20 protein-coding genes and 2 tRNA genes are annotated in these 23,074 nt (G+C 62.5%); 7 read left to right on the top strand and 15 right to left on the bottom strand.

The window, feature by feature from the left end; genetic code table 11:
- Positions 1-254: 254 nt before the first annotated feature.
- On the bottom strand, positions 255-764 hold the full coding sequence (locus tag JKG68_RS06970; protein WP_202057355.1) for a calcium-binding protein: 510 nt from the start codon (positions 762-764) through the stop codon (positions 255-257).
- A 276-nt stretch (positions 765-1,040) separates the two neighbouring features.
- On the opposite strand from JKG68_RS06970, the gene JKG68_RS06965 reads away from it, so the two are divergent.
- Both JKG68_RS06965 and JKG68_RS06960 read left to right on the top strand, forming a co-directional pair.
- Positions 1,041-1,658: a DUF4142 domain-containing protein gene (locus JKG68_RS06965; protein ID WP_202057354.1), complete on the top strand. Its 618-nt coding sequence runs from the start codon at positions 1,041-1,043 to the stop codon at positions 1,656-1,658.
- A gap of 220 nt (positions 1,659-1,878) precedes the next feature.
- The gene (locus JKG68_RS06960) at positions 1,879-2,460 is read left to right on the top strand and encodes a DUF1003 domain-containing protein (protein ID WP_312890741.1); all 582 of its coding nucleotides are present in this window, start codon (positions 1,879-1,881) and stop codon (positions 2,458-2,460) included.
- A 14-nt stretch (positions 2,461-2,474) separates the two neighbouring features.
- On the opposite strand, the gene JKG68_RS06955 is transcribed toward JKG68_RS06960, so the two are convergent.
- The 7 genes from JKG68_RS06955 to JKG68_RS06925 all read right to left on the bottom strand — a co-directional run bounded on the left by JKG68_RS06955 (position 2,475) and on the right by JKG68_RS06925 (position 9,534).
- Positions 2,475-2,550: transfer RNA gene (locus tag JKG68_RS06955), tRNA-Val, on the bottom strand.
- A gap of 81 nt (positions 2,551-2,631) precedes the next feature.
- Complete coding sequence (locus JKG68_RS06950; RefSeq protein ID WP_116529905.1) at positions 2,632-2,910, bottom strand: HU family DNA-binding protein; 279 nt, start codon at positions 2,908-2,910, stop codon at positions 2,632-2,634.
- Between the two features lie 195 nt (positions 2,911-3,105).
- A complete protein-coding gene (gene lon / locus JKG68_RS06945) occupies positions 3,106-5,532 on the bottom strand; it encodes an endopeptidase La (protein WP_202057349.1) in 2,427 nt (808 codons plus the stop codon).
- A gap of 230 nt (positions 5,533-5,762) precedes the next feature.
- On the bottom strand, positions 5,763-7,031 hold the full coding sequence (gene clpX / locus JKG68_RS06940) for an ATP-dependent Clp protease ATP-binding subunit ClpX (RefSeq protein WP_202057338.1): 1,269 nt from the start codon (positions 7,029-7,031) through the stop codon (positions 5,763-5,765).
- A gap of 223 nt (positions 7,032-7,254) precedes the next feature.
- Positions 7,255-7,887 (bottom strand): ATP-dependent Clp protease proteolytic subunit, encoded by a 633-nt coding sequence (locus tag JKG68_RS06935; protein WP_202057336.1) that lies wholly within the window; start codon positions 7,885-7,887, stop codon positions 7,255-7,257.
- Between the two features lie 77 nt (positions 7,888-7,964).
- On the bottom strand, positions 7,965-9,335 hold the full coding sequence (gene tig / locus JKG68_RS06930) for a trigger factor (protein WP_202057464.1): 1,371 nt from the start codon (positions 9,333-9,335) through the stop codon (positions 7,965-7,967).
- 114 nt (positions 9,336-9,449) lie between these two features.
- Positions 9,450-9,534, bottom strand: a tRNA-Leu gene (locus JKG68_RS06925).
- Positions 9,535-9,705: 171 nt separating this feature from the next.
- On the opposite strand from JKG68_RS06925, the gene JKG68_RS06920 reads away from it, so the two are divergent.
- Positions 9,706-11,073 carry a multicopper oxidase family protein gene (locus JKG68_RS06920; protein ID WP_202057335.1) on the top strand — a complete coding sequence of 456 codons (1,368 nt, stop codon included), beginning with the start codon at positions 9,706-9,708 and terminating at the stop codon, positions 11,071-11,073.
- Here JKG68_RS06920 and JKG68_RS06915 read toward each other — a convergent pair.
- The gene (locus JKG68_RS06915; RefSeq protein WP_202057331.1) at positions 11,066-12,553 is read right to left on the bottom strand and encodes an NAD(P)H-hydrate dehydratase; all 1,488 of its coding nucleotides are present in this window, start codon (positions 12,551-12,553) and stop codon (positions 11,066-11,068) included. The two genes, JKG68_RS06920 and JKG68_RS06915, sit on opposite strands and share 8 nt — an antisense overlap.
- 179 nt (positions 12,554-12,732) lie before the next feature.
- Here JKG68_RS06915 and JKG68_RS06910 point away from each other — a divergent pair, with 179 nt between their 5' ends.
- Positions 12,733-13,071 carry a P-II family nitrogen regulator gene (locus JKG68_RS06910; RefSeq protein WP_036352735.1) on the top strand — a complete coding sequence of 113 codons (339 nt, stop codon included), beginning with the start codon at positions 12,733-12,735 and terminating at the stop codon, positions 13,069-13,071.
- Positions 13,072-13,140: 69 nt separating this feature from the next.
- The gene (gene glnA, locus JKG68_RS06905; RefSeq protein WP_202057323.1) at positions 13,141-14,550 is read left to right on the top strand and encodes a type I glutamate--ammonia ligase; all 1,410 of its coding nucleotides are present in this window, start codon (positions 13,141-13,143) and stop codon (positions 14,548-14,550) included.
- A gap of 229 nt (positions 14,551-14,779) precedes the next feature.
- Here glnA and JKG68_RS06900 read toward each other — a convergent pair whose 3' ends face one another.
- From JKG68_RS06900 to JKG68_RS06890, 3 genes are all read right to left on the bottom strand, one after another.
- Positions 14,780-15,517 carry an outer membrane protein gene (locus tag JKG68_RS06900; protein ID WP_202057321.1) on the bottom strand — a complete coding sequence of 246 codons (738 nt, stop codon included), beginning with the start codon at positions 15,515-15,517 and terminating at the stop codon, positions 14,780-14,782.
- Positions 15,518-15,747: 230 nt separating this feature from the next.
- Positions 15,748-16,392 carry an outer membrane protein gene (locus JKG68_RS06895; protein WP_202057319.1) on the bottom strand — a complete coding sequence of 215 codons (645 nt, stop codon included), beginning with the start codon at positions 16,390-16,392 and terminating at the stop codon, positions 15,748-15,750.
- 309 nt (positions 16,393-16,701) lie between these two features.
- The gene (locus tag JKG68_RS06890) at positions 16,702-17,400 is read right to left on the bottom strand and encodes an alpha/beta fold hydrolase (protein WP_202057317.1); all 699 of its coding nucleotides are present in this window, start codon (positions 17,398-17,400) and stop codon (positions 16,702-16,704) included.
- 174 nt (positions 17,401-17,574) lie between these two features.
- Here JKG68_RS06890 and JKG68_RS06885 point away from each other — a divergent pair, with 174 nt between their 5' ends.
- Positions 17,575-19,092 (top strand): DEAD/DEAH box helicase, encoded by a 1,518-nt coding sequence (locus JKG68_RS06885; protein WP_202057314.1) that lies wholly within the window; start codon positions 17,575-17,577, stop codon positions 19,090-19,092.
- On the opposite strand, the gene JKG68_RS06880 is transcribed toward JKG68_RS06885, so the two are convergent.
- Positions 19,085-19,477 (bottom strand): TfoX/Sxy family protein, encoded by a 393-nt coding sequence (locus tag JKG68_RS06880; RefSeq protein WP_202057311.1) that lies wholly within the window; start codon positions 19,475-19,477, stop codon positions 19,085-19,087. The two genes, JKG68_RS06885 and JKG68_RS06880, sit on opposite strands and share 8 nt — an antisense overlap.
- Positions 19,478-19,481: 4 nt before the next feature.
- Positions 19,482-19,862 (bottom strand): HesB/IscA family protein, encoded by a 381-nt coding sequence (locus JKG68_RS06875; RefSeq protein WP_202057307.1) that lies wholly within the window; start codon positions 19,860-19,862, stop codon positions 19,482-19,484.
- A gap of 171 nt (positions 19,863-20,033) precedes the next feature.
- Between JKG68_RS06875 and ybaL the strand changes: the two genes are divergently transcribed.
- Positions 20,034-21,929 (top strand): YbaL family putative K(+) efflux transporter, encoded by a 1,896-nt coding sequence (ybaL, locus tag JKG68_RS06870; RefSeq protein ID WP_202057306.1) that lies wholly within the window; start codon positions 20,034-20,036, stop codon positions 21,927-21,929.
- On the opposite strand, the gene JKG68_RS06865 is transcribed toward ybaL, so the two are convergent.
- Positions 21,828-23,048 carry an FAD-dependent oxidoreductase gene (locus tag JKG68_RS06865; RefSeq protein ID WP_202057305.1) on the bottom strand — a complete coding sequence of 407 codons (1,221 nt, stop codon included), beginning with the start codon at positions 23,046-23,048 and terminating at the stop codon, positions 21,828-21,830. The genes ybaL and JKG68_RS06865 overlap by 102 nt on opposite strands.
- Between the last annotated feature and the right edge of the window lie 26 nt (positions 23,049-23,074).

Genomic DNA, 23,074 nt, shown 5'->3' with positions numbered 1-23,074 from the left:
CGATGCCGTCTTCTTCTGAGAAAATCCAGTCTACAGGCGAGGGTACAGTTACCTATGCACTACGAAATAACGGCGGCGTATCCTGGAAGCCTGCAGCTGCGTTCGCCCTTAGGCCTCGACTCGTGCTCGTTTCGGCTTCTCTAAAGCGGTTCGGTGTGGCCTATGAAATCTCGACAGCTGACCTCCTCCAGTGAAGGCAGCAGGGAGGCCGATGATGTCTTCCCGCCCTGCTGTTTTTCCCAACCGCTTAACGATCAGAGGTCCTCGACCCAAAAGTCGGTGGAGGACATCTTCCGGCCCGCCCCGATCTTCGCGAATGGGATGGCTTCTTTTGAGCCTGTCCCATCGGCATCATAATAAACAGTACCGTTCTTGGGATTATAAATAATACGGTCGTTGCTGTCGTGAGCCTTGGTGCCTTGCCAGAAAGCGCTGGATTTTAGCCAATTGTTGGCTTTTCCAATGCCCGCGAAAGCATACTTCGAGAGCAGGATCGAGTCGTACTTCTTATTGAAGTCTGTGATGACGTCAGTTGACGTTCCCAACAGGGCTGAACTGCCGAAGAAGAAGCCATCATAGCCGTCCCCGCCCGTCAACCTATCTCGGCCTCTGCTGCCGGAAATGAAGTCGTCGCCGGCGCCACCGTAAATCCGGTCGTTACCCCCGTTGCCCCAAAGCTGGTTCGAAAGCTCGTCTCCATAGATAGTATCACGCCCGTCCGTGCCTGATGCGACCATGGTACCTTGAGCATAGATAACAGCCATCCCAAGTCCTCCCGTTGAAGTCGTTACAAAGCCCCACACATTTCGTCTCGCGTCAGGCTTCAGCCTGATTCTTCAAAATTACTATACGTAATTACACTATGAGAATACAGAAGCTGTGCGGTAGCGCACGTAACTGTGATTCCGGCCCTGCCGACGTCGAACCGCCCAGCTGAAACCTTCCTGGGGCTTTGACGTTCGCCCCGTAACGGCAGCCCAGAGTCGAGCGCTCCCTCAGCGTGTCGCGGCCGAGCCGGTTTTGATCAGCAGGAGACTAGAATGGATCGTCGTGCCCTCCTCGGTGGCCTTGCCGCCGCGCTTATTGTTGCCCCTGCCCTCGCCCAGACCGGTGGGTCCTCCTCGACCATGCCGTCCGGTAGCGCTGGGACCATGCCCATGAGCCGGACAGGCGGCCAAATGGGACAGGCTGAAATGCAGCACATGCAACAAACCATGCAGCTCGGCATGATGGCCATGGAAACGAGCCGCATCGCCATGGACAAGGTCCGGAACGAGGACCTGAAGCGCTTTGCCAACTTCGAGGTGCAGGAGCAGACGACCTTGTCCGAGGTTCTGCGCTCCATGATGGATCCGGGCGCTACGGCTGCCACAGGATCGACCGGAAACCAGCAGGGTCAGTCCGGCATGACCATGCAGATGGACGCTAGCGCCCGCGACATGGTTCAGAAGCTCCAGAACCAGCAGGCCGGCGCCGAGTTCGACAAGATGTACCTGGAGGGGCAGATTCAAGGTCATCGCAACCTGCTGCAGGTCCAGGAGCGCTATCTGCAATCAAATCCGCAGAACCGCGAGCATATGAATGTCGCGAAAATGGCCCGCGGCCATATCAGCGAGCATATCGCCATGCTGGAAGAGATGCAGAAGACCATGCGCTAGCCTTGAATGAAAATGCCCGCTCCAGCCTTGGCTGGAGCGGGCTAAGTCTCAGGGGCAATCCTTGGAGGGATTTTGCTTCAACCCGATGAAAAGCCGAATGTTTCGGAAATGAGGGTGCGGCGTTCCACCTCATCGCCAACCCGGCGAACGGCCCGTCTCGAACTCTTCAGCATACCATTCGTTCTCCTCCCGCCGCATGAGGCGGGATGGGGACGACGCCGTGACGAAGAGCAGCCTGAAACAAGAAACTGACGCACACAGGAGGAGTCCAAGCACTCCCCCGCCCCAGCCCAGTAACTTCACGTCCGTTCTCGAGCGCAACATCGACGCACTCAGGCGCAAGCGACAGGAAGAAGAGCGCAAAGCGACCCTTCAGGATCGCATTGCCGAAGTTATCACCCGCTTCACCGGCAGCATGGCCTTCGTCTATGTTCACTTGGCCCTGGTAGGAGGGTGGGTCGCTGCAAATCTGGGCTTGATACCAGGCGTTCCCGCCTTCGACCCGACCTTCGTGATCCTGGCGACCTTCGCCTCCGTCGAGGCGATCTTCCTCTCCACCTTCGTGCTCATCAGTCAAAACCGAGCTGCGGTGGAAGCCGAGCGGCGATCCGAACTGGACCTTCAAACCAATCTGCTCTCGGAGCACGAGATCACACGCCTTCTCTCCCTGACGAAAGCCATTGCCCAGCATCTGGGGATCAGGGAAGCGGATGATCCGTCGTTAAGAGAGCTTGAGCGGCACGTAGCGCCCGAGAAGGTGCTCGACAAGCTGGCAGAGGATAGGGAAAGCGGCTCTGCCTGACACGACAAGGGAAATGGTGGGCGGTGAGGGGCTCGAACCCCCGACCTGCGGTGTGTAAAACCGATGCTCTACCAACTGAGCTAACCGCCCGACAGGCCTGACATAAAAAGAGAAAGCCAACAACGCAAGCGCTGCCGGCCCTCTTTGCAAGCAAACGTCGCTTAAAAGCGATTACTTCGCGTTCACAGCATCCTTCAGGCCCGCGCCGGCGCGGAACTTCGGGGTCTTGGAGGCAGGAACCTTGACCTTCTCGCCGGTGCGCGGATTGCGGGCTTCACCGGCGGCGCGGTTGGTCACCACGAACGTGCCGAAACCGACGATCTTCACCTCGTCGCCCTGCTTCAGAGCGCCGGTGATCGCCTCGATGGCGGCGTCGATCGCCTCACCAGCCTGACCCCGCGAAAGGCCCACCTTGTCGGCGACGGCCGCAACGAGCTCGCCTTTATTCATCTTGATATCCTCCAGTGATCACGGCGGCTTACGAGAAATGTACCACCGTTTCAGGGAGATCCCGTTTGGCGCAAAGCTTGTCCGTAAGCAAGCCCCGAAGTGGCTGATTTCAGCCGTTTCTTAGAAGTTTTCATCAAAAAAGAGGCCTCCGGATTCGCATCCGGAGGCCTCTTTCGTAACGGAATGTGTCGGGCTTTAGTGAGCGACGACCCCTGTCGGGTCGTCCTCGACCGGGGGCTTGGGCCCCTTGAGCACCGAGGCTTCGTCCCATTCGATCCGCTCCGGCATGCGCACGAGGGCATGCTGGAGAACCTGATCCATCATGGAGACCGGAACGATCTCGAGGCCGTTCTTCACGCTTGCCGGGATGTCGGCCAAGTCCTTTGCGTTCTCCTCGGGGATCAAGACCTTCTTGATGCCGCCGCGAAGCGCCGCGAGGAGCTTCTCCTTCAAGCCGCCAATGGGAAGCACCCTGCCCCGAAGCGTCACCTCACCCGTCATGGCGATATCACGGCGAACCGGGATGCTCGTGATGACGGACACGATAGCGGTCGCCATCGCAATGCCGGCCGACGGACCGTCCTTGGGCGTCGCGCCTTCCGGCACGTGCACGTGGATGTCCCGGCGGTCGAACAAGGGCGGCTCGACGCCGAAATCGAGCGCCCGGGAGCGGACATAGGACGCCGCAGCCGAGATCGATTCCTTCATGACGTCACGCAGATTGCCCGTGACGGTCATCTTGCCCTTGCCCGGCATCATGATGCCTTCGATGGTGAGCAGCTCGCCGCCGACCTCGGTCCAGGCCAAGCCCGTGACCGCGCCGACCATGTCCTCGGTCTCGGCCTCGCCGTAGCGGTAGCGCGGCGGACCCAGGAACTCCGGCAGGTTGTCGGTCGTGACCTCCACTGAAGCCACCTTGGAGATCAGGATCTCCTTGACGGCCTTGCGGATGAGGTTGGCGATCTCACGCTCAAGGTTACGCACGCCCGCCTCGCGGGTGTAGCGGCGAATGAGCATAAGCAGGGCCTCGTCACCGATCTTCCACTCCTTCTCCTGAAGGCCATGCTTCTTCATGGACGACGGGATCAGGTGGGTGCGGGCGATTTCGGCCTTCTCCTCCTCGGTGTAACCCGCGATGCGGATCACTTCCATACGGTCGAGAAGCGGCCCCGGGATGTTCAGGGTGTTGGCTGTCGTGACGAACATCACGTTGGAGAGATCGTAGTCGACCTCCAGGTAATGGTCGTTGAAGGTCGAGTTCTGCTCAGGGTCGAGAACCTCGAGCAGGGCAGCAGACGGGTCTCCCCGGAAGTCCATGCCCATCTTGTCGATCTCGTCGAGAAGGATGAGCGGATTGGACGTCTTGGCCTTGCGCATCGACTGAACGATCTTGCCGGGCATCGAGCCGATATAGGTCCGGCGGTGACCGCGGATCTCCGACTCGTCGCGAACGCCGCCGAGCGACATGCGCACGAACTCACGTCCGGTCGCCTTGGCGATCGACTTGCCGAGCGAGGTCTTGCCCACGCCGGGAGGACCGACGAGGCAAAGGATCGGACCCGTGAGCTTGTTGGCGCGCTGCTGCACGGCCAGGTACTCGACGATGCGCTCCTTGACCTTGTCGAGGCCGTAGTGATCGGCATCGAGCAGATCCTGGGCGGCCTTGAGGTCCTTCTTCATCTTCGAGCGGCGGTTCCACGGAATCCCGAGGAGCCAGTCGAGATAGTTGCGCACGACGGTGGCTTCCGCCGACATGGGCGACATCTGGCGGAGCTTCTTCAGCTCGCCAAGCGCCTTGTCGCGGGCCTCCTTCGAGAACTTGGTCTTCTCGATCTTCTCCTCGAGCTCGGCCAGCTCGTCGCGACCTTCGTCGTCGCCGAGCTCCTTCTGGATCGCCTTCATCTGCTCGTTGAGGTAGTACTCGCGCTGCGTCTTCTCCATCTGGCGCTTCACGCGGGTGCGGATGCGCTTCTCGACCTGGAGAACGGAGATCTCGCTCTCCATCATGCCGAGCACCTTCTCGAGGCGCTGAGCGACGGTCGCGGTTTCAAGGATAGCCTGCTTGTCGGCGATCTTGATGGCCAGGTGCGAAGCGATGGTGTCGGCGAGCTTTGCCGGCTCGTCGATCTGGGTCACGGCGGTCACGACCTCCGGCGACACCTTCTTGTTCAGCTTCACATAATTCTCGAACTCGGACACGACGGAGCGGGCAAGCGCCTCGGCCTCGACTTGGTCACCAAGCGAGTCGGGAAGAGCTTCAGCCTCGGCTTCGTAATACTCGTCCGTGCGGGTATAGGCCTTCACCTGGGCGCGGCTCGCGCCTTCGACCAGCACCTTCACAGTGCCGTCGGGCAGCTTCAGGAGCTGCAGCACGTTGGCCAGGGTTCCAACCTTGTAGATCGCATCCGTTGCCGGATCGTCATCCGTCGCATCGATCTGGGTTGCCAGGAGAATATGATGGTCCCCCTTGACCACCTCCTCAAGCGCGCGGATCGACTTTTCGCGGCCGACGAAGAGCGGCACGATCATGTGCGGAAAGACAACAATGTCGCGCAAGGGCAGAACCGCATAGGTTCCGGTCGAGCCTGGAACGACAGGCTGACGAGGCTTCGATTGTGTCATGAGACGACATCCTTTTGACTGCGTCCGACGCTCCCCTCGAATAAGCTGGATGTCGGACGGATAACCGGAATGCTCAGGCTGTTATTATGGGCTGCATCCGGTACGGGGTGCCCTCCCTCGGACAATGAGCGGACAGCACCGGCGCAAGAGATAATGTGGCGTTGCGGGCTTCCTGTTTCAAGAAGATTGCCCGCAACGGATTGGTTCATAAGAGGGGTCCCTCGACGGCCTTAAGCGCTCGCGCTCGCGGCCTGATCGCTGCGATCCCCGTGGATGAAGAGCGGCTTGGCCTTGCCCTCCACCACCTCGGGCCCGATCACCACCTGCTCGACGGAGTCGAGACCCGGCAGGTCGTACATGGTCTCCAGCAGGATGCCTTCCATGATGGAGCGCAGGCCGCGGGCACCCGTCTTCCGCTCGATCGCCTTCTTGGCGATGAGGGTCAGGGCCTCGTCCTGGAACGTCAGCTGGACGTTCTCCATCTCGAAGAGGCGCTGGTACTGCTTGACCAGGGCGTTCTTCGGCTCCTGAAGGATGGTCTTCAGGGCGTCGACATCAAGATCCTCGAGGGTCGCCAGAACCGGCAGGCGGCCGACGAACTCGGGGATGAGGCCGAACTTCAGGAGATCCTCGGGCTCCACCTCGCGGAAGATCTCGCCCGTGCGGCGGTCGTCCGGAGAGCTCACGGAAGCCGCGAAGCCGATGGACGTGCCCTTGCCGCGGCCGGCGATGATTCGCTCCAGGCCGGCGAAAGCGCCGCCGCAGATGAACAGGATGTTGGTCGTGTCCACCTGCAGGAACTCCTGCTGCGGGTGCTTGCGGCCGCCCTGGGGAGGCACGGAGGCGACGGTGCCTTCCATGATCTTCAGGAGCGCCTGCTGCACGCCCTCGCCCGACACGTCGCGGGTGATCGAGGGATTGTCCGACTTGCGGGAGATCTTGTCGATCTCGTCGATGTAGACGATGCCGCGCTGCGCCCGCTCGACATTGTAGTCGGAGGCCTGGAGCAGCTTGAGAATGATGTTCTCCACGTCCTCGCCGACATAACCGGCCTCGGTCAGGGTCGTGGCATCCGCCATGGTGAAGGGCACGTCCAGGATCCGGGCGAGGGTCTGCGCGAGCAGGGTCTTGCCCGAGCCGGTGGGCCCGATCAGCAGGATGTTCGACTTGGCCAGCTCGACGTCGTTGTGCTTCGTCGCGTGGGCCAGGCGCTTGTAATGGTTGTGGACCGCCACCGAGAGCACCTTCTTGGCGTGCTCCTGGCCGATCACGTAGTCATCGAGAACGCGACTGATTTCCTTCGGGGTCGGCACCCCGTCGCGGGACTTCACGAGAGACGATTTCGACTCCTCGCGGATGATGTCCATGCAGAGCTCGACGCATTCATCGCAGATGAAAACCGTCGGGCCAGCGATCAGCTTGCGAACCTCGTGCTGGCTTTTGCCGCAAAAGGAGCAGTACAGCGTGCTCTTGGAGTCGTTGCCGCCAGCCTTGGTCATTATCACATCTCCAATCCGTGTTGGGACGACCCCTGCCGGCCCAACACTTCTAAGTTATGAGCGACGGAGCTAATAAAATGTTCCGTCGCTAAGAATTGAACGATCAAAATCGCCACATCTCCCGAATCCCTATGCAATCACGCGACGGGCGCGTGATCAATAGGAACGGGGTTACCCGCCAAAAAGACGCACCCGGGAGGAATTTGTCCCCAGGTTTTAAGGGTTAGGCCGGAGTGGCGGCCGGCTCGGGACGCTTCGAGATCACCTGGTCGATCAGGCCGAACTCGTGGGCGGCCTCGGCGGTCATGAAGTTGTCGCGCTCCAGGGCCCGCTCGATCGCCTCGTAGGGCTGGCCGGTGTGCTGGACGTAGATCTCGTTCAGCCGGCGCTTGAGGGCCTCGCTCTCGCGGGCATGGATCATGATGTCCGTGACCTGACCCTGATAGCCGCCGGAGGGCTGGTGCACCATGATGCGGGCGTTCGGGAGGGCAAAGCGCATGCCCTTCTCGCCGGCCGTCAGCAGGAGGGAGCCCATGGAGGCCGCCTGGCCGACGCAGAGGGTCGAGACGGGGCAGCGGATGAATTGCATGGTGTCGTAGATCGACAGGCCCGAGGTCACGACGCCGCCGGGCGAGTTGATGTAGAAGGAGATTTCCTTCTTGGGATTCTCGGCTTCGAGGAACAGAAGCTGCGCCACGATCAGCGAAGCCGAGTAATCTTCGACAGGGCCCGTGAGGAAGATAATCCGTTCGCGCAGAAGGCGCGAATAGATGTCGAACGCGCGTTCGCCGCGGTTCGACTGCTCAACCACCATCGGGACGAGCGTATTGTTAAAGAGCGCTACCGGATCTCTCATTGTCTCACTGCTCCAATTCGGCCGCGCGAATCCGTGGCCGTGCATTTCATGCAAGCAACGAGACGCTTAAGGGAGCGTTACTCGCCCTTGCCGGCTTTCTCTCCGTCCTCGGCGTCCTCATCGCTGAAGAGGGCCTCCTTGGAAACGGTCTCTTCGTTGACCTTGACCTGGGACAGGATCTGGTCGACGACCTTTTCCTCGAACAGAGGAGCCCGGATTTCAGCTAGGGCCTGCGGGTTCTTTTGGTAGAACTCCCAAACCTGGCGCTCCTGGCCGGGGTACTGACGGACCCGCTCGATGAGGGCCTGAGTCACCTCGTCGTCGGAGATCTTGATATCGGACTTCTCACCGATCTGCGCAAGGACCAAACCAAGACGCACGCGACGCTCGGCGATCTTCCGGTACTCGGCCTTGGCCTCGTCCTCGGTGGTGCCCTCATCCTCGAAGGTGCGGCCATTGGACTTCATGTCGCCCATGACCTGCGACCACACGGCAGCGAATTCCTGCTCCACGAGGGTCGGCGGCAGCTCGAAGCTGTACTTGGCGTCCAGCGCGTCCAGGAGGTCCTTCTTGACCTTGCGGCGGGACTGGCCATCGAAGTCGCGCTTGATGGCGTCGCGGATCGCGTCCTTGAGCTTGTCCAGGGACTCCATGCCGAAGCCCTTGGCCATCTCGTCGTCGATCACCAGAGCGCCCGGAGCCTCGACCTCCTTCACGGTTACGTCGAACTCGGCGTCCTTGCCGGCCAGATGAGCGGCCATGTAGTTCACCGGGAAGGCGACCTTCACGAGCTTGGTGTCGCCGGCCTTGAGGCCGATGAGCTGGTCCTCGAAGCCGGGGATGAAGGTGTTCGAGCCGAGCTCGACCCGGATGTCCTGGCCGTTGCCGCCTTCGAACTCCGTGCCGTCGATGCGGCCAACGAAATCGACGACCACCCGGTCGCCGTCAGCCGCCTCGCCGTCCTTCGTCTCGAAGGAGCGGTTCTGCTTGGCCATGCGCTCGAGCGATTCGGTGATCTCGGCATCGGTGACCTCGGCCACCGGCTTCGTGACCGCCACGTCGGTCAGATCGGCAAGCTCGAACACCGGCAGAACCTCGAGGGCAACGGTGAAGGCCAGGTCGCCCTTGGCGTCCATGGCCTTCTCGACCTCTTCCTGGTTCTCGGGGAACTGGACCTGCGGCTCATGGGCGAGCTTGAGGTCGTTGTCCTCGACGATCTTGCGGTTGGCCTCGTTGACCGCGTTCTGGAGAACGTCGGCCATCACGGAGCGGCCATAGACCCGGCGCAGATGCCCGACCGGCACCTTGCCCGGACGGAAGCCGTTGATCCGCACGCGATCCTTGAGGGTCGACAGTTCGCTGTTCAGGCGCTCTTCCAACTCGGTGGCCGGGAGCACGACCTTGAACTCTCGCTTCAAGCCTTGGGACAGTGTTTCCGTCACCTGCATGGTTCTATTCGCCTTCATTCACTCGAAAAAATCTCAAATCCAGGCTCCGGCCGAGGCGGCGTCGCGCCGTCAACCAGGCCACTCGGAGCCTCCGGATGCCAACCCTGACGGGATTGGTGCGGGCGGAGGGACTCGAACCCCCACAACTTTCGTCGCTGGAACCTAAATCCAGTGCGTCTACCAATTCCGCCACGCCCGCACGGGAGCGGCGCGCGAAACGCGCCCCTCTTCCGGGACGCGGCTCTATAGCATGGTTGACGAAGTGTGCATCAAAAAAGTTCGTGTGCGCTCAAATAGCAACCAAACTTGGCCGTTCACGTTCAAGGGTGTAGCTCTAAAGCCCATTCCCCCAGTCCGGACGAACCTTCCGATGATCACCCGCCGCGCCGCCACCGCCGGTCTCGCCACGGCCCTGATCGGCCTCCCTCAGCGGGGATGGGCCCAAGCCCCCCAAGCCGCCACCCCTGCGGGTGCCGGAGACGGCGCCGCCTCCGTTCTGACGGCCAAGCCGACACCTCTGCGGCTTCGACCGTATGCTGCGGCGGAGACCGAGACCTGGACCTTCAATGGCACGTTGAGCCCCGCCTTGAGGGTCAAGCAAGGCGCGGAGCTGCGGCTGACCCTCCGGAACGAGACCGCCCTGCCCTTGTCCCTGCACTTTCACGGCGTTCGTGGACCCAATGCGATGGATGGCGTCGCCGGCCTGGTCCAGCCCCCCGTGGCCACGGGGCAGAGTCATGAATACCGCTTCACCCCTCCCGATGCGGGCACCTTCCTGATCCGCCCCTGCGTGCCGGGCGGGAGCGCCGAACCTCTGGAGCGCGGCCTGTCAGGGCTGCTGATCGTGGAAGAGCCCGATCCCCCACAGGTTGATCAGGACATCCCCCTGCTGGTGGACGACTGGCGCCTTGACGACAGCGGCTCCCTGGCGCCTTTCGAGAAAGCGACGGAGCCTGCCCCGGCCGGGCGGCTGGGGAGCTGGCTCAGCATCAACGGGCAAGCGACGCCGCAACGGATCGAGGCTCCGCCCGGCGGACGCCTGCGCCTTCGGCTTGCGAATGCCTGCAACGCACGGATCATGCGCCTGCGTTTCAATGGGCTGAAAGCCTATGTGATTGCCATCGACGGGCAGCCGACCAGCACATTCGAGCCGTTGAGAGCCTCCCTGCCCTTCGCACCCGGCACCCGCTACGACCTTCTGGTCGACCTTGCCCCTGAAGCGGGCGCCCAAGGCGCCGTGACGGCTCTGATCGGCGATGGGATGCCCCTGGCCGAAATCGTCACGGTTGGCGACAAGCGCCCGGCGCTGCACCCCATCGCTCCGCTGCCGCGGAACATGAAGCTTCCTGAGACCATCAAGCTGCAGAATGCCGCCCGCAAGGACGTGATCATCAAGGGAGACCCGAAGGCTCCCAAAGCCGCCTGGACGATCAACGGGGCAGCGGGCAGCCCCTCCGGCGCTCCCCTGATCAAGGTGAAGCGGGGCAGCCCCGTCGTGCTGACGCTCACGAACCAGACCGCCTTCGTTCAGCCGCTGCACCTGCACGGCCATGTCTTCCGGCTGCTGCATGGCCTCGACGACGGCTGGGAGCCCTACTTCCTGGACACCGTGCAGGTGCCTGAAAACAAGACGATCCGCATTGCTTTCATCGCCGACAATCCCGGCAAGTGGCTCCTGGCCTCGATGGTGATGGAGCGCTTCGATGCGGGCCTGTGGACCTGGATCGAGGTTACTTGAGCAGGTTGCGCAGGACGCCGGGCACCAGCTCCGCCAAGTCCTCAGCGATGAGGCCGGGTCCGAAGCTTGCTCCTGCCTCGGCATGGATCCAGACGCCGGCACAGGCGGCCTCGAAAGCGGGCACACCCTGCGCCATCAGCCCCGCGATGAGGCCACAGAGGGTGTCGCCGGAGCCCGCCGTCGCCAGATAGGGCGTACCGTTCTCGTTGATCGCGGTCCGGCCGTCGGGCGCAGCGATCACGGTGTCCGCTCCCTTCAGCAGCACCACAGCCCCGGTATAGGCGGCGGCACGTCGGGTTTTCTCGATTTTCGATGCAGGGTCAAGGATATCCGGATGGTCCTTGAACAAGCGGCTGAACTCGCCGTCATGGGGTGTGAGCACCGCCGGCGCACCCCGGAAGGCTCCACGAAACTCCGAGGCCATGCCCTCGAAGGAGGTCAGCGCATCGGCGTCGAGAACGAGGCTGCGCCGTGCCTGGACTGCAACGGCCACCATCGCCCGTGTACCCGAATGGATGCCGAGCGCCGGCCCCAAAACCAGGGAATTGAAGCGCGTGTCCTGGAGAATGGCGTGAAGTCCCTCAGGGCCGTCGCAGCCACGCAGCATGATGGCCGTGAGATGAGCGGCATTGACCCCGAGGGCCTCAGGCGGCGAGGCCACCGTGACGAGGCCGGAGCCGACACGAAGAGCGGCCCTGGCCGCCAGCCGGGCGGCTCCCGTGCGGGTGGCGCCGCCGGAGGCCACAAGAGTATGGCCACGCTCATATTTGTGAGACATCAACCCAGGCTTGGGAAGCGCATGCAGCCACAGCGGTGGATGGTTGGCAAAAAGGCTCCCGCCCTTCGCGGCGAGGATCTCCCGGCTGATCCCGATATCCGCAACCTCGACCGTGCCGCTGAAGGCTCGTCCGGGCATCAGGAGATGGCAGGGCTTCCGGGCGGCGAACGTCACGGTATGGGTGGCTTTCACGGCAAGGCCCCTTACCTCACCGGTGCTGCCGTCGATTCCCGAGGGCAGATCGACGGCCAGGATCGGCTTGCCGGACGCGTTCATGCGCTCGACCACGAGCCGGGCTGCCCCTTCAAGGTCACGGGCAAGGCCGGTGCCGAACAAGGCATCGACGATCAGATCCGCGTCATGAAACGAGATCTCTTCGGCTGGAGGGGTCTCGCCTCTCCAGTCCCTTGCCGCCTCGAGGGTATCCCCTGTCAGGTGATCAAGGCTTCCCAGCAAGCCGAGGCTCACCCGATAACCCCGCTCGGCCAGAAGGGCGGCCGCGATGAAGCCATCGCCTCCATTCAGCCCCGGCCCCGCGGCAACAACGATCCTTCCGCCCGAAGAGGCTATTTTTTCGGCAGCATCCGCCACGGCCCGTCCTGCACGACGCATGAGTTCGATGCCGGGAATGCCGCTTGCGATGGCTTCTCGGTCGGCCTGCTTCATTTCAGAGGGGGTCAGAACGAGTTCAGGGGCTGTCATGGCAGAGAAACCGGCTTGCTTTCGGGGATTTGGTGACGTTTTCCGCATCTGCACAAACTTTGATCACGATCTGCCCATCAAGTCGGCAAAATGGCCTGCTTCGAGACGATGAAGCCATGGAAGGCCCCCCATGCTGGTGCTAAAAGCAGCAAAACCCCGAACCGAAACGGTTGATCCGGATGAAGAAGATCGAAGCCATCATCAAGCCCTTCAAGCTCGATGAAGTCAAAGAAGCCCTCCAGGAAGTCGGCCTCCAAGGCATTACGGTCATCGAGGCCAAAGGTTTCGGGCGCCAGAAGGGCCACACCGAGCTTTATCGCGGCGCGGAATACGTGGTGGACTTTCTGCCGAAGGTGAAGCTCGAGATCGTTCTCAACGACGACATGGCGGACGCCGCCATCGAGGCCATCCGCAAGGCCGCCCAGACGGGCCGCATCGGCGACGGCAAGATTTTCGTTTCGACGGTCGAAGAGGCCGTTCGCATCCGCACGGGCGAGACCGGATCCGACGCGATCTGATCCCGCTTTCCCAAGCCAAGGCCTTCGAGCCGAGGACTACTCTCAAGGGCAGAAGAGGACGAGACCACCATGCAGACCGCCAAGGATGTGCTCAAGGCGATCAAAGATAACGACGTTCAATACGTCGACTTCCGGTTCACGGATCCGCGCGGCAAGTGGCAGCACGTGACCTTCGACGTCTCGATGGTCGACGAAGAGATGTTCGCCGACGGCATCATGTTCGACGGCTCGTCCATCGCCGGCTGGAAGGCGATCAACGAATCCGACATGACCCTCATGCCCGACCCGACGACGGCCCAGATGGACCCGTTCTTCTCGGCGTCCACCATGTCGATCAACTGCGACATCCTCGAGCCGGCAACGGGCGAGCCCTACAACCGGGACCCGCGCGGCATCGCCAAGAAGGCCGAGGCCTACCTGAAATCCACGGGCATCGCCGACACGGTCTTCGTCGGCCCCGAGGCCGAGTTCTTCATCTTCGATGACGTGAAGTTCATGGCCGACCCCTACAACACCGGGTTCAAGCTCGACTCCTCCGAGCTGCCGATCAACGGCGACACCCCCTACGAAGGCGGCAATCTCGGCCACCGCATCCAGACCAAGGGCGGCTACTTCCCGGTTCCGCCGCTCGACTCCGCACAGGACATGCGCGGCGAGATGCTGGCTGCCATGAAGGCCATGGGCGTCACGGTCGAAAAGCACCATCACGAGGTGGCTTCCGCCCAGCACGAGCTCGGCACGAAGTTCAACACCCTGGTGAAGACGGCCGACGAGATGCAGATCTACAAGTACTGCATCCACAACGTCGCCCAGTCCTACGGCAAGACGGCCACCTTCATGCCCAAGCCCGTCTATGGCGACAACGGCTCGGGCATGCACGTGCACCAGTCCCTCTGGAAGGGCGGCAAGCCGCTCTTTGCCGGCAACAAGTATGCCGATCTGTCCCAGGAATGCCTGTGGTACATCGGCGGCATCATCAAGCATGCCAAGGCGCTGAACGCCTTCACCAACCCGTCGACGAACTCCTACAAGCGTCTCGTTCCGGGCTACGAGGCTCCGGTGCTGCTGGCCTACTCGGCCCGCAACCGCTCGGCCTCCTGCCGCATTCCGTGGACGACCTCGCCGAAGGCCAAGCGCGTCGAGATCCGCTTCCCCGATCCGACCGCCAATCCGTACCTCGCCTTCGCGGCGATCATGATGGCCGGTCTTGACGGCATTCTGAACAAGATCGATCCCGGCCCGGCCATGGACAAGGATCTCTACGATCTGCCTCCGCGCGAGCTGAAGAAGATCCCGACCGTCTGTGGCTCGCTCCGCGAAGCTCTCGCCAGCGTCGACAAGGACCGCGCGTTCCTGAAGGCCGGCGGCGTGTTTAGCGACGACTTCATCGACAGCTACATCGAGCTGAAGATGACCGAGGTCGCTCGCTTCGAGATGACCCCGCACCCGGTCGAGTTCCAGATGTACTACTCCGTCTGAACGGACAAGCTTTCCTCCCGGCCGCGGATCCGCGGCCTTCCTTCGCCGGGGCTCCTTGGAGCTCCGGCTTTTTTTGTTGGACGGAGGCTCGCCTGCTGGTCAGAGCTATCGCGAAGGCCCCACGGCGAGGGTGCCTGAGACGATAGGTGCACAAGGCACACGTTGGAGCGAGCGAATGACAAAAGGCCCGGGCGAACCCGGGCCTTTTCCGTATCAGGAGAGATGGATCTTAGTAGGATCCGAACTTGTAGCTCACGCCGACACGAACCGTGTGGAAGTCCGGGTCGAAGTCGTAGGTGGCGCCGTCGAAGAAGGCGCGATCATCGCTATTGTCGTTCCGGTAGCCCTCAAACCGCGTATAGCGGTACTCGACCCGAGCCGTCAGGTTGTTGGTGAAGGCATATTCGACACCTGCACCAAGGGTCCAGCCCCACTCGGAATTCTCAAAGCTCCGCCTGGTCACGAGATCGGTTATGCCATCCGTGAACGTGTAGTCGGTCTCGAAGTTGGCAAACGCCAAGCCACCGGTGGCATAGATCAAGGCACGATCGAACGCCACGCCGACGCGGGTACGCAAGGAGCCTTGAAGAGCGACATCGGACTCAGTTCTCAGAGTGGAGCCATCCGAGAATCTCAGGCCGACAAAGTCATCACCATAGCCTACCCCTTCGAAATCGGCCTCGATACCAACCACAAATGATCCGAATTGATGATTGTAGCCGACATGAGCGCCTCCAACGAAGCCTTCGCCTTCAAGCTCTCCAGCGGTAATACCGCCAAGGCCTGTATAGGCTGCCCAGATTGAGCTCCAGCCATAGCCGACCTGCAAACCTGCATAGAAACCGGTCCAGGTGAACACCGGTACGGCAGCAACAGGAGCCGGAACCGCACGGGACGGAAGGTCTGCCGCAACAGCGCCAACCGTGAGGCCAAGGAGCGCAACTGACGAGAGAAGAAGATTTTTCATTGTCAGATCCACCTGTGAGAGCCGCTGCCAATATTCCTACAACAGATTCGCCCAGTGATCTGTGACTTGCAAAACACAATTACGTTGCGTTAGCTTTTGATGGCACCGGATTTGGACCTCTGACGAAACACCTTGGAAGACTGCTTGGGGCTCCCCATTCCTCAGCAAGGCAGACAAACGAAAAAGGCCCGGGTTTCCCCGGGCCTTTTCTGTCTCGGGAGAGACGCGTCTTAGTAGGTGCCGAAGCGGAAGTTCAGACCAGCGCGCACCACACCGAAATCAACGTCGTTGTCGAAGTCGAAGCCGTCGTCGTTGTCGGCGTCGAGGCTGACATACAGGCCTTCGATCTTGGCCGACAGGTTGTTGGTGAAGGCGTACTCGAGACCACCACCAACGGTCCAGCCGGTCGCGTCGTCAGCAAAGGCGAAGCCGCCCGTTGCGTAGATCAGAGCCTGGCCGAAGGCCACACCGGCGCGCGCGCGCACCGTGCCGAACCAGTCGCTGCTCTCCAGCTCACCCTCGAGGATGTTGCCATTCTCGTCCGTGAAGTTGAACACGCCTTCACGGCCGAAGTCGGCGTACTGGATGTCGCCTTCGAGACCGACCACGAAGGAGCCGATCTGGTGGTTGTAGCCGACTTGGGCGCCACCGATGAAGCCGCCGTCGTTGTCGTCGTCAGCAAGGTCGATGGCGTCGTTGTCGTCCTCGCTCCAGCCGTAGCCGGCGTTCACACCAACGTAGAAGCCGGTCCAGGTGAAGATCGGAGCCGCGGCAATGATCGGAGCCGGAGCAGCGCGGCGCGAGGGAAGGTCAGCAGCCATAGCGCCGGTGGCGAGGCCGAGAAGAGCAACCGAAGAGAGGAGAATCTTTTTCATTTGGTTTGGTCCATCTGTTGGAAGGATGTGGTCGAGCTTGTAGCCCAGACTTGACCAAGCGTCTGTCACTTTCCTGCCACAGTTAAGCCCTGAAGCACGGCCGTCCGCATAGACTGCGGAATATCGGGCCGCCTAAAGCTGAAACAGCCTCCCCTTTCGGGCATTCACAAACCCGCAAAGACGAATAATTTCGATTACAATCAATGCCTTATCGTTCTCTCGGCAACAGCATCCGGGACAACCGAAAACCAGTAACCATTCATTGACCATGCTTGCAGGGCGTCTCGCAACAGGCGACTGATGAGGTGGTTAACGCTGCTCCAGCCACAGGCGTAGAGCCTGGTTGACCCGTTCGGGCTGCTCGAGCGTCGACAGGTGACCCGACTCGGGAATGACGACCAGGGATGCCCACTCGACCATCTCGGCCATTTCGCGGGCGACGTCGGGCGGCGTGATCGCATCGCCCTCCCCGACCAGCACCAGGGTCGGGATTTCGATGCCAGGTAAAAGTGGGCGGGAATCGGCACGGGTGATGATCGCGCGCTGCTGCCGTATATAAGCGTCGGCACCGGTTTCCTGCATCATGCCTATCACCAGCTCCTGCAGGACCTCATCCGCCTGATGGGCCGGATGAACAAGGCGGGGCCAGAGCTTGGAATGGATATCCTCGAATCGGCCTGCCTCCGCGAGGGCGATGAGCCGCTCACGATCCCGGCTTGCCTCAGGGCTGTCCGGCCGGGCGCTCGTGTCGAGAAGCGCCAGCCGCTCGACCCGTTGCGGAGCCTGGCGCATCACCTCCAGGGCGACGTATCCGCCCATGGAGAGCCCGGCCAGGGAGAAACGCTCCGGCGCGTCCTGCAGCAGGCGGGCGGCGATGCCCCGAATCGAATCATCCCGGGTATGATCCGCGACGATGATGGTTCGTCCGGGAGACAAAGCGGCCATTTGCGGCTCATAGAGGCGGGATGTGCAGGCCAGTCCGGGAATCAACACGAGCGTTTCGGCCATTGAGCCTTTCCTTGAAGTTCTCTTGGATTGACAAGCGCATAAGCTGTCTTATGGTCCCGCCACACCTTAACTTGAGCCGGAACCTCAAGTGAAACCAGTCTCGCGCCTGTTTGTTGCCGTAGAGCGCGGCCGGCACTTTGGAGCGCGCCTTAGCCCTCAACGGTATTGATATTCATGTCGTTCGCCGAACTCGGACTTAGCGATAAAGTTCAACAGGCTGTCACAAGCGCAGGCTACACGGAGCCGACGCCGATCCAGGCGCAGGCCATTCCGCACGTGCTCGCGCGCCGCGACGTGCTGGGCATTGCCCAAACAGGCACGGGCAAGACGGCAGCCTTCACCCTGCCCATGCTGACCCTTTTGGAAACCGGCCGGGCCCGGGCGCGGATGCCGCGCACGTTGATTCTCGAGCCGACACGCGAGCTTGCCGCGCAGGTCGAGGACAACTTCGACAAGTACGGCATCAACCACCGGCTCTCCGTGGCCCTACTCATCGGCGGCATGTCCTTCGGCGATCAGGATGCCAAAATCACCCGGGGCGTCGACGTGCTGATCGCGACGCCAGGGCGCCTGCTCGATCATTTCGAGCGGGGCAAGCTCCTGCTCACCGGTGTCGAGCTTCTCGTGATCGACGAGGCCGACCGGATGCTCGACATGGGGTTCATCCCCGACATCGAGCGCATCGTGAAGCTTGTGCCCTTCACCCGTCAGACCCTGTTCTTCTCCGCGACCATGCCGCCGGAGATCCAGCGACTGGCCGACGCCTTCCTTCACAATCCCGTGAAGGTGGAGGTCGCCCGGGCCGCCTCGACCGCATCGACGATTACCCAGCGCCTGATTGCGACCGGCCGCGAGGATTTCGAGAAGCGCGAGACCCTGCGGGAGCTGATCCGGAACGCCACGGACCTGCAGAACGCCATCGTGTTCTGCAACCGCAAGCGGGATGTGGCGGTTCTCCACCGCTCCCTGCAGAAGCATGGCTTTGCGGCGGTCGCCCTCCATGGCGACATGGACCAGCACGCCCGCATGGCGGCGCTCGACAGCTTCCGCAGCGGCGAGATGCCCCTGCTCGTGGCTAGCGACGTGGCCGCGCGAGGCCTGGACATCCCGGCTGTCAGCCATGTCTTCAACTACGACATTCCTCACCACGCCGAAGACTACGTTCACCGGATCGGCCGCACGGGCCGCGCCGGGCGCGCCGGACAATCCTTCACGCTGGTGGGTCCGGGGGACGAAAAGTCTCTCACGGCCATCGAGAAGCTGATCGGCCAGCCGGTCGAGTGGGAAGGACCGACCCTTGCCGAGCGCCCGGCCTCCGAGGGCTCCTCGTCCCGCCGCCGGAGCAGTGGAGGACGCAGCGAGCGCGGCAGCCGTGGCGATCGCGGGGAGGAGCGCTCGTCCCGGGCCCGCAAGGTCAAGACGCGCTCATCGTCCGAGAGGGCTCGCCCGGCTCCGAAGGAGACGAGGGAAGAGGCTCCGGCCCCGCGTCCAGCACCGGCTCCCCGCCCGGCACCCGCGCCCCGTGAGGAGCCTGCAGCCCAGAGACCGCGTCCCGAGCGGGACAGGTCGTCGGATCGGGGCTACCAGGGCCGCTCCCGCCGGGACGACGACAATGACGAGCGCGTCATCGGCCTCGGCGATCACGTACCGGCCTTCCTGATGCGGCCGACCACGGTCAAGAAATCTAAGTAAGGGGTTCGGACGGAAGATTCCGAGCCTTCCGGCGCGGGGCGGCCTTGCCGCCCTTTTGCGCCTTGGCGGCTTTGACCCGTCCGGCAGCGGCCACGGCCATCCGTGAGAACCGTGCCGCCTCGTCCAGATCGTCGAAGGCCGCCTCGGGCATGAGCCAGTAGCTCGTCATGGTTGCCTGGCCGTTTCGCATCTCAACCGAGAAGGGACGTGAGCCGAGATCGCGGAAATACGCGACCGTTACGTGGTCCACCTTCAGATACAGCTCGCCGCCGGCTTCCAAGGCGAACATCAGCTCGCCCTGATAGATCCCCTTCCCGCCGAACATCCTGCGAATATGAATCGGACCGAGGCCGTGGAAGATTTCCCGGATGGCCTCGGCGTCCATGGCTTCAGCCTGCCGTTTGCAACGAGGTTGGGGTCGCGGGCGTGATCGCAACCGACTCGCCGCAGCCGCAGGCCGAGGTCTGGTTGGGGTTGTTGAACACGAACTGGGACGACATCTTGGTCGTCTGGAAATCCATCTCGGTGCCGAGCAGGAACAGCACGGCCTTGGGATCGATGAGAACGGTCACGCCTTTGTCTTCCACCACCTCGTCGAGGGGCGAGACGCTCTCGGCGTATTCCATGGTGTAGGACATGCCGGCGCAGCCGCCATTCTTGACGCCGACGCGAACGCCGACGATGGGGCGATCCGCCTTGCCGATGATGTCCTTGACGCGGTTTGCCGCCGCGTCGGTCAAGGTAACGACCTTGAAGCTGGGTAGAGCCATAAGCCTTCTCTCCTGACAGCCGGGTTCAAGGCCCGGGCAGAACGAGTACGATATCCCATAGATAAGAGATGATCGGGCAAACGTCGAGACCATACGGGTTGCCCCTACGGCCCAGGTCGCCCATATCGGGCTTATCCTAAAGCCCAAACACCAGACTCAAAAGGAGAGCAGATGCCGCATCACACGCCGCTGATATCAACCATCGTTGTCGGCCTGGTTCTGGCATTTGCCTTCGGCGCCCTGGCGCACCGCTTCCGCCTGTCCCCCCTTATCGGCTATCTCTTGGCCGGCGTTCTCGTCGGCCCCTTCACGCCAGGCTATGTGGCGGATCAGGGGCTTGCCAACCAGCTTGCCGAGATCGGCGTGATCCTGCTGATGTTCGGCGTCGGCCTTCATTTCTCGCTCAAGGACCTCCTTTCCGTCCGCGCCATCGCCATTCCGGGGGCCGTGGTCCAGATGGCCAGCGCCACGGTTCTCGGCATCGGCCTCGTCTGGCTGATGGGATGGTCGATCGCCAGCGGCATCGTCTTCGGCCTGGCGCTTTCGGTCGCCAGTACGGTCGTGCTGCTGCGGGCCCTGCAGGAGCGCCGCCTCGTCGAAACCGAACGGGGCCATATCGCTGTGGGATGGCTGATCGTGGAAGACCTGGCCATGGTGCTGGCCCTGGTGCTGCTTCCAGCGTTCGCCGATGCCATGGCGAGCGCCTCCGCCGATCTCGGATCCATTATGCTCTCCCTCGGCCTGACCCTCGGCAAGGTGATTGCCTTCGTGGCGATCATGCTGATCGTCGGTCGCCGGGTCATTCCGTGGATCCTCCATTATGTGGCCCATACCGGCTCCCGGGAACTGTTCCGCCTGGCTGTGCTCGCCATCGCCCTTGGCGCCGCGTTCGGGGCGGCGGAGCTGTTCGGCGTGTCCTTTGCCCTCGGGGCGTTCTTTGCCGGCATGGTGCTGAGCGAATCGGAGCTCAGCCATCAGGCGGCATCGGAGACCCTGCCCCTGCGCGATGCCTTCGCGGTGCTCTTCTTCGTCTCGGTGGGCATGCTGTTCGATCCGATGATCCTCATCACTGAGTTCGGACCGGTCGTTGCAACCTTCCTGATCATCGTCGTCGGCAAGTCGCTTGCGGCCTTTGCCATCGTCCGTCTCTTCGGCCACCCGAACGCAACGGCACTGACGATTGCGGCGAGCCTCGCCCAGATCGGCGAATTCTCCTTCATTCTCGCCGGCCTCGGCGTCGAGCTTCAGCTGCTGCCGGAGCGGGGGCGCGACCTGATCCTTGCGGGCGCCATCCTGTCGATCCTGATCAACCCGTTCCTGTTCACCCTGCTCGATCGCTGGTTTGCGAAGCGGGATACCGCAAGGGCCGAGGCGAAGGCCGAGGCTGTTGCTGCGGAGAAGGAAGCAGTCGCAGCGGAGGAAGCCGCCGCTGCGGCAGCCCGAGTGCCTCTCCCGGTCACCGCCCTGACGGATCATGTGGTTCTTGTGGGCCATGGGCGGGTTGGAAAGTTCATCAGCCGGAAAATGGCAGCCTCAGGAACACCGATCCTGGTCATCGAGACCGAGAAGCATCAGGTTGCGGAGCTGCAGAGGGAGGGCCTGCCGGTTATCGTCGGCAATGCGGCCGATCCTGAAGTGGCCGCCGCGGCGAACATCAAGGGGGCCCGGTGCCTTCTGGTAGCGATTCCTGATGCCTTCGAGAGCGGCCAGGTTGTCGAGCAGGCCCGCCGGATCAATCCCGACCTGCCGATCATCGTGCGAGCCCATTCCTCCGCGCAGGAGGATCACGTCATGAAATACGGTGCGACCAGGATCGTCATGGGAGAGCAGGAGATCGCCCGTGCGATGTTCGCCGCGGTGCCCGATGCTCCCCGCGCGCCTATCCTATCGTCTGTCGAGGAGGCGGACGACGTTGTGGCCGACGATCAGGATGAGGTCGAGCCTGACGGGAGCGCCGCAGCGCCCCTATCGCACGTGCTCCGGCCGGAAGCCGATGCCGACGAGGCGGGCAGGAATGCGCCGGAACAGGGGCCACTGGGCCAGCCTGCGGACGATCCAGGGCGCTGAGACGGGTCCCTTGCTGTTGAGGACAGGGTCGATCATTCGCTTCTGCAGCAGAACCTGCATGCCCTGGGTGAGGCGGGTCGGCAGCTCGCGCCGCTTCTGCACGAGGGCAAGCTGCTCCGGCCCCACAGGTCCCTTCCGCAGGTGCGGACCGAGAATGTTAGCTGTTGCCACCGCATCCTGAATGGCGAGGTTGATGCCCACCCCGCCTATGGGCGACATGGCATGGGCCGCATCGCCGATGCACAGGAGGCCAGGGCGGTACCATTGCCTCAGCCGGTCGACCGCGACGGTGAGGAGCTTGATGTCGTCCCAGGACCGGAGCTCCTCGACCCGTTCGCCCAGGAACGGAGCAAGACCTGCGAGCTTCGCCCGGAACGCCGGCAAGCCCTCCTCTTGAAGCGTCTGGAACGTTCCTTTCGGAATGAGATAGGCGCACTGCCAGTACGCGCCCCTGTCGATCATGACGAGCATCTGCCCGGCCTCGATGCGCCCGAGCAGCTGGCTCGGATCGCTCGCGAGCTTAGGTACCCGCATCCAGAGCACGTCCATCGGCGCACCGATATCCATGACCTGAAGGCCTGCCTTCTCACGCACCACGGAGCGCCTGCCGTCGGCGGCCACAACGAGGTCGGCGTGCACATCGAGCGCGCCTTCGCGCGTCGAGACCCGGACGCCGGCCACCCTGCCCTCATGCTCGATCAGATCGGTCACCTGCGCTTGCATGCGCAGCCCGAACCCCGGGTACTCGCGGGCGTGATCCGTCAGGAAATCGAGAAAATCCCACTGCGGCATGAAGGCGATGAACTTGCAGTGCGTGGGCAGATGCGAGAAGTCGCCGAGCTTGAGCAGGCTATCCCCGATCATCAGGCTGACCGTCTGCACTTTCTGGTGCGGCCTGGACAGGAAATCATCGAGCCATCCCAGCTCATGCACCACCTCGAGAGTCGAGGGATGGATGGTGTCGCCTCGAAAATCCCTCAGGAAATCGCCATGCTTTTCGAGAACCAGCACCTCGACGCCCTGCCGCGCCAGCAGAAGACCCAGCATCATCCCGGCAGGTCCGCCTCCGACGATGCAGCAGCGGACGTGGAGGGTTGTGGGGTGCTGAGGCGTGTTCATTCTCGGCCTCCTCGGGACATCCAGCG

This window comes from Microvirga aerilata (assembly GCF_016743775.1).
Classification (GTDB): Bacteria; Pseudomonadota; Alphaproteobacteria; order Rhizobiales; family Beijerinckiaceae; genus Microvirga; species Microvirga aerilata.
Note: the sequence above shows the minus strand (reverse complement) of the source record. Positions and strands in the feature narration are given on the sequence as shown.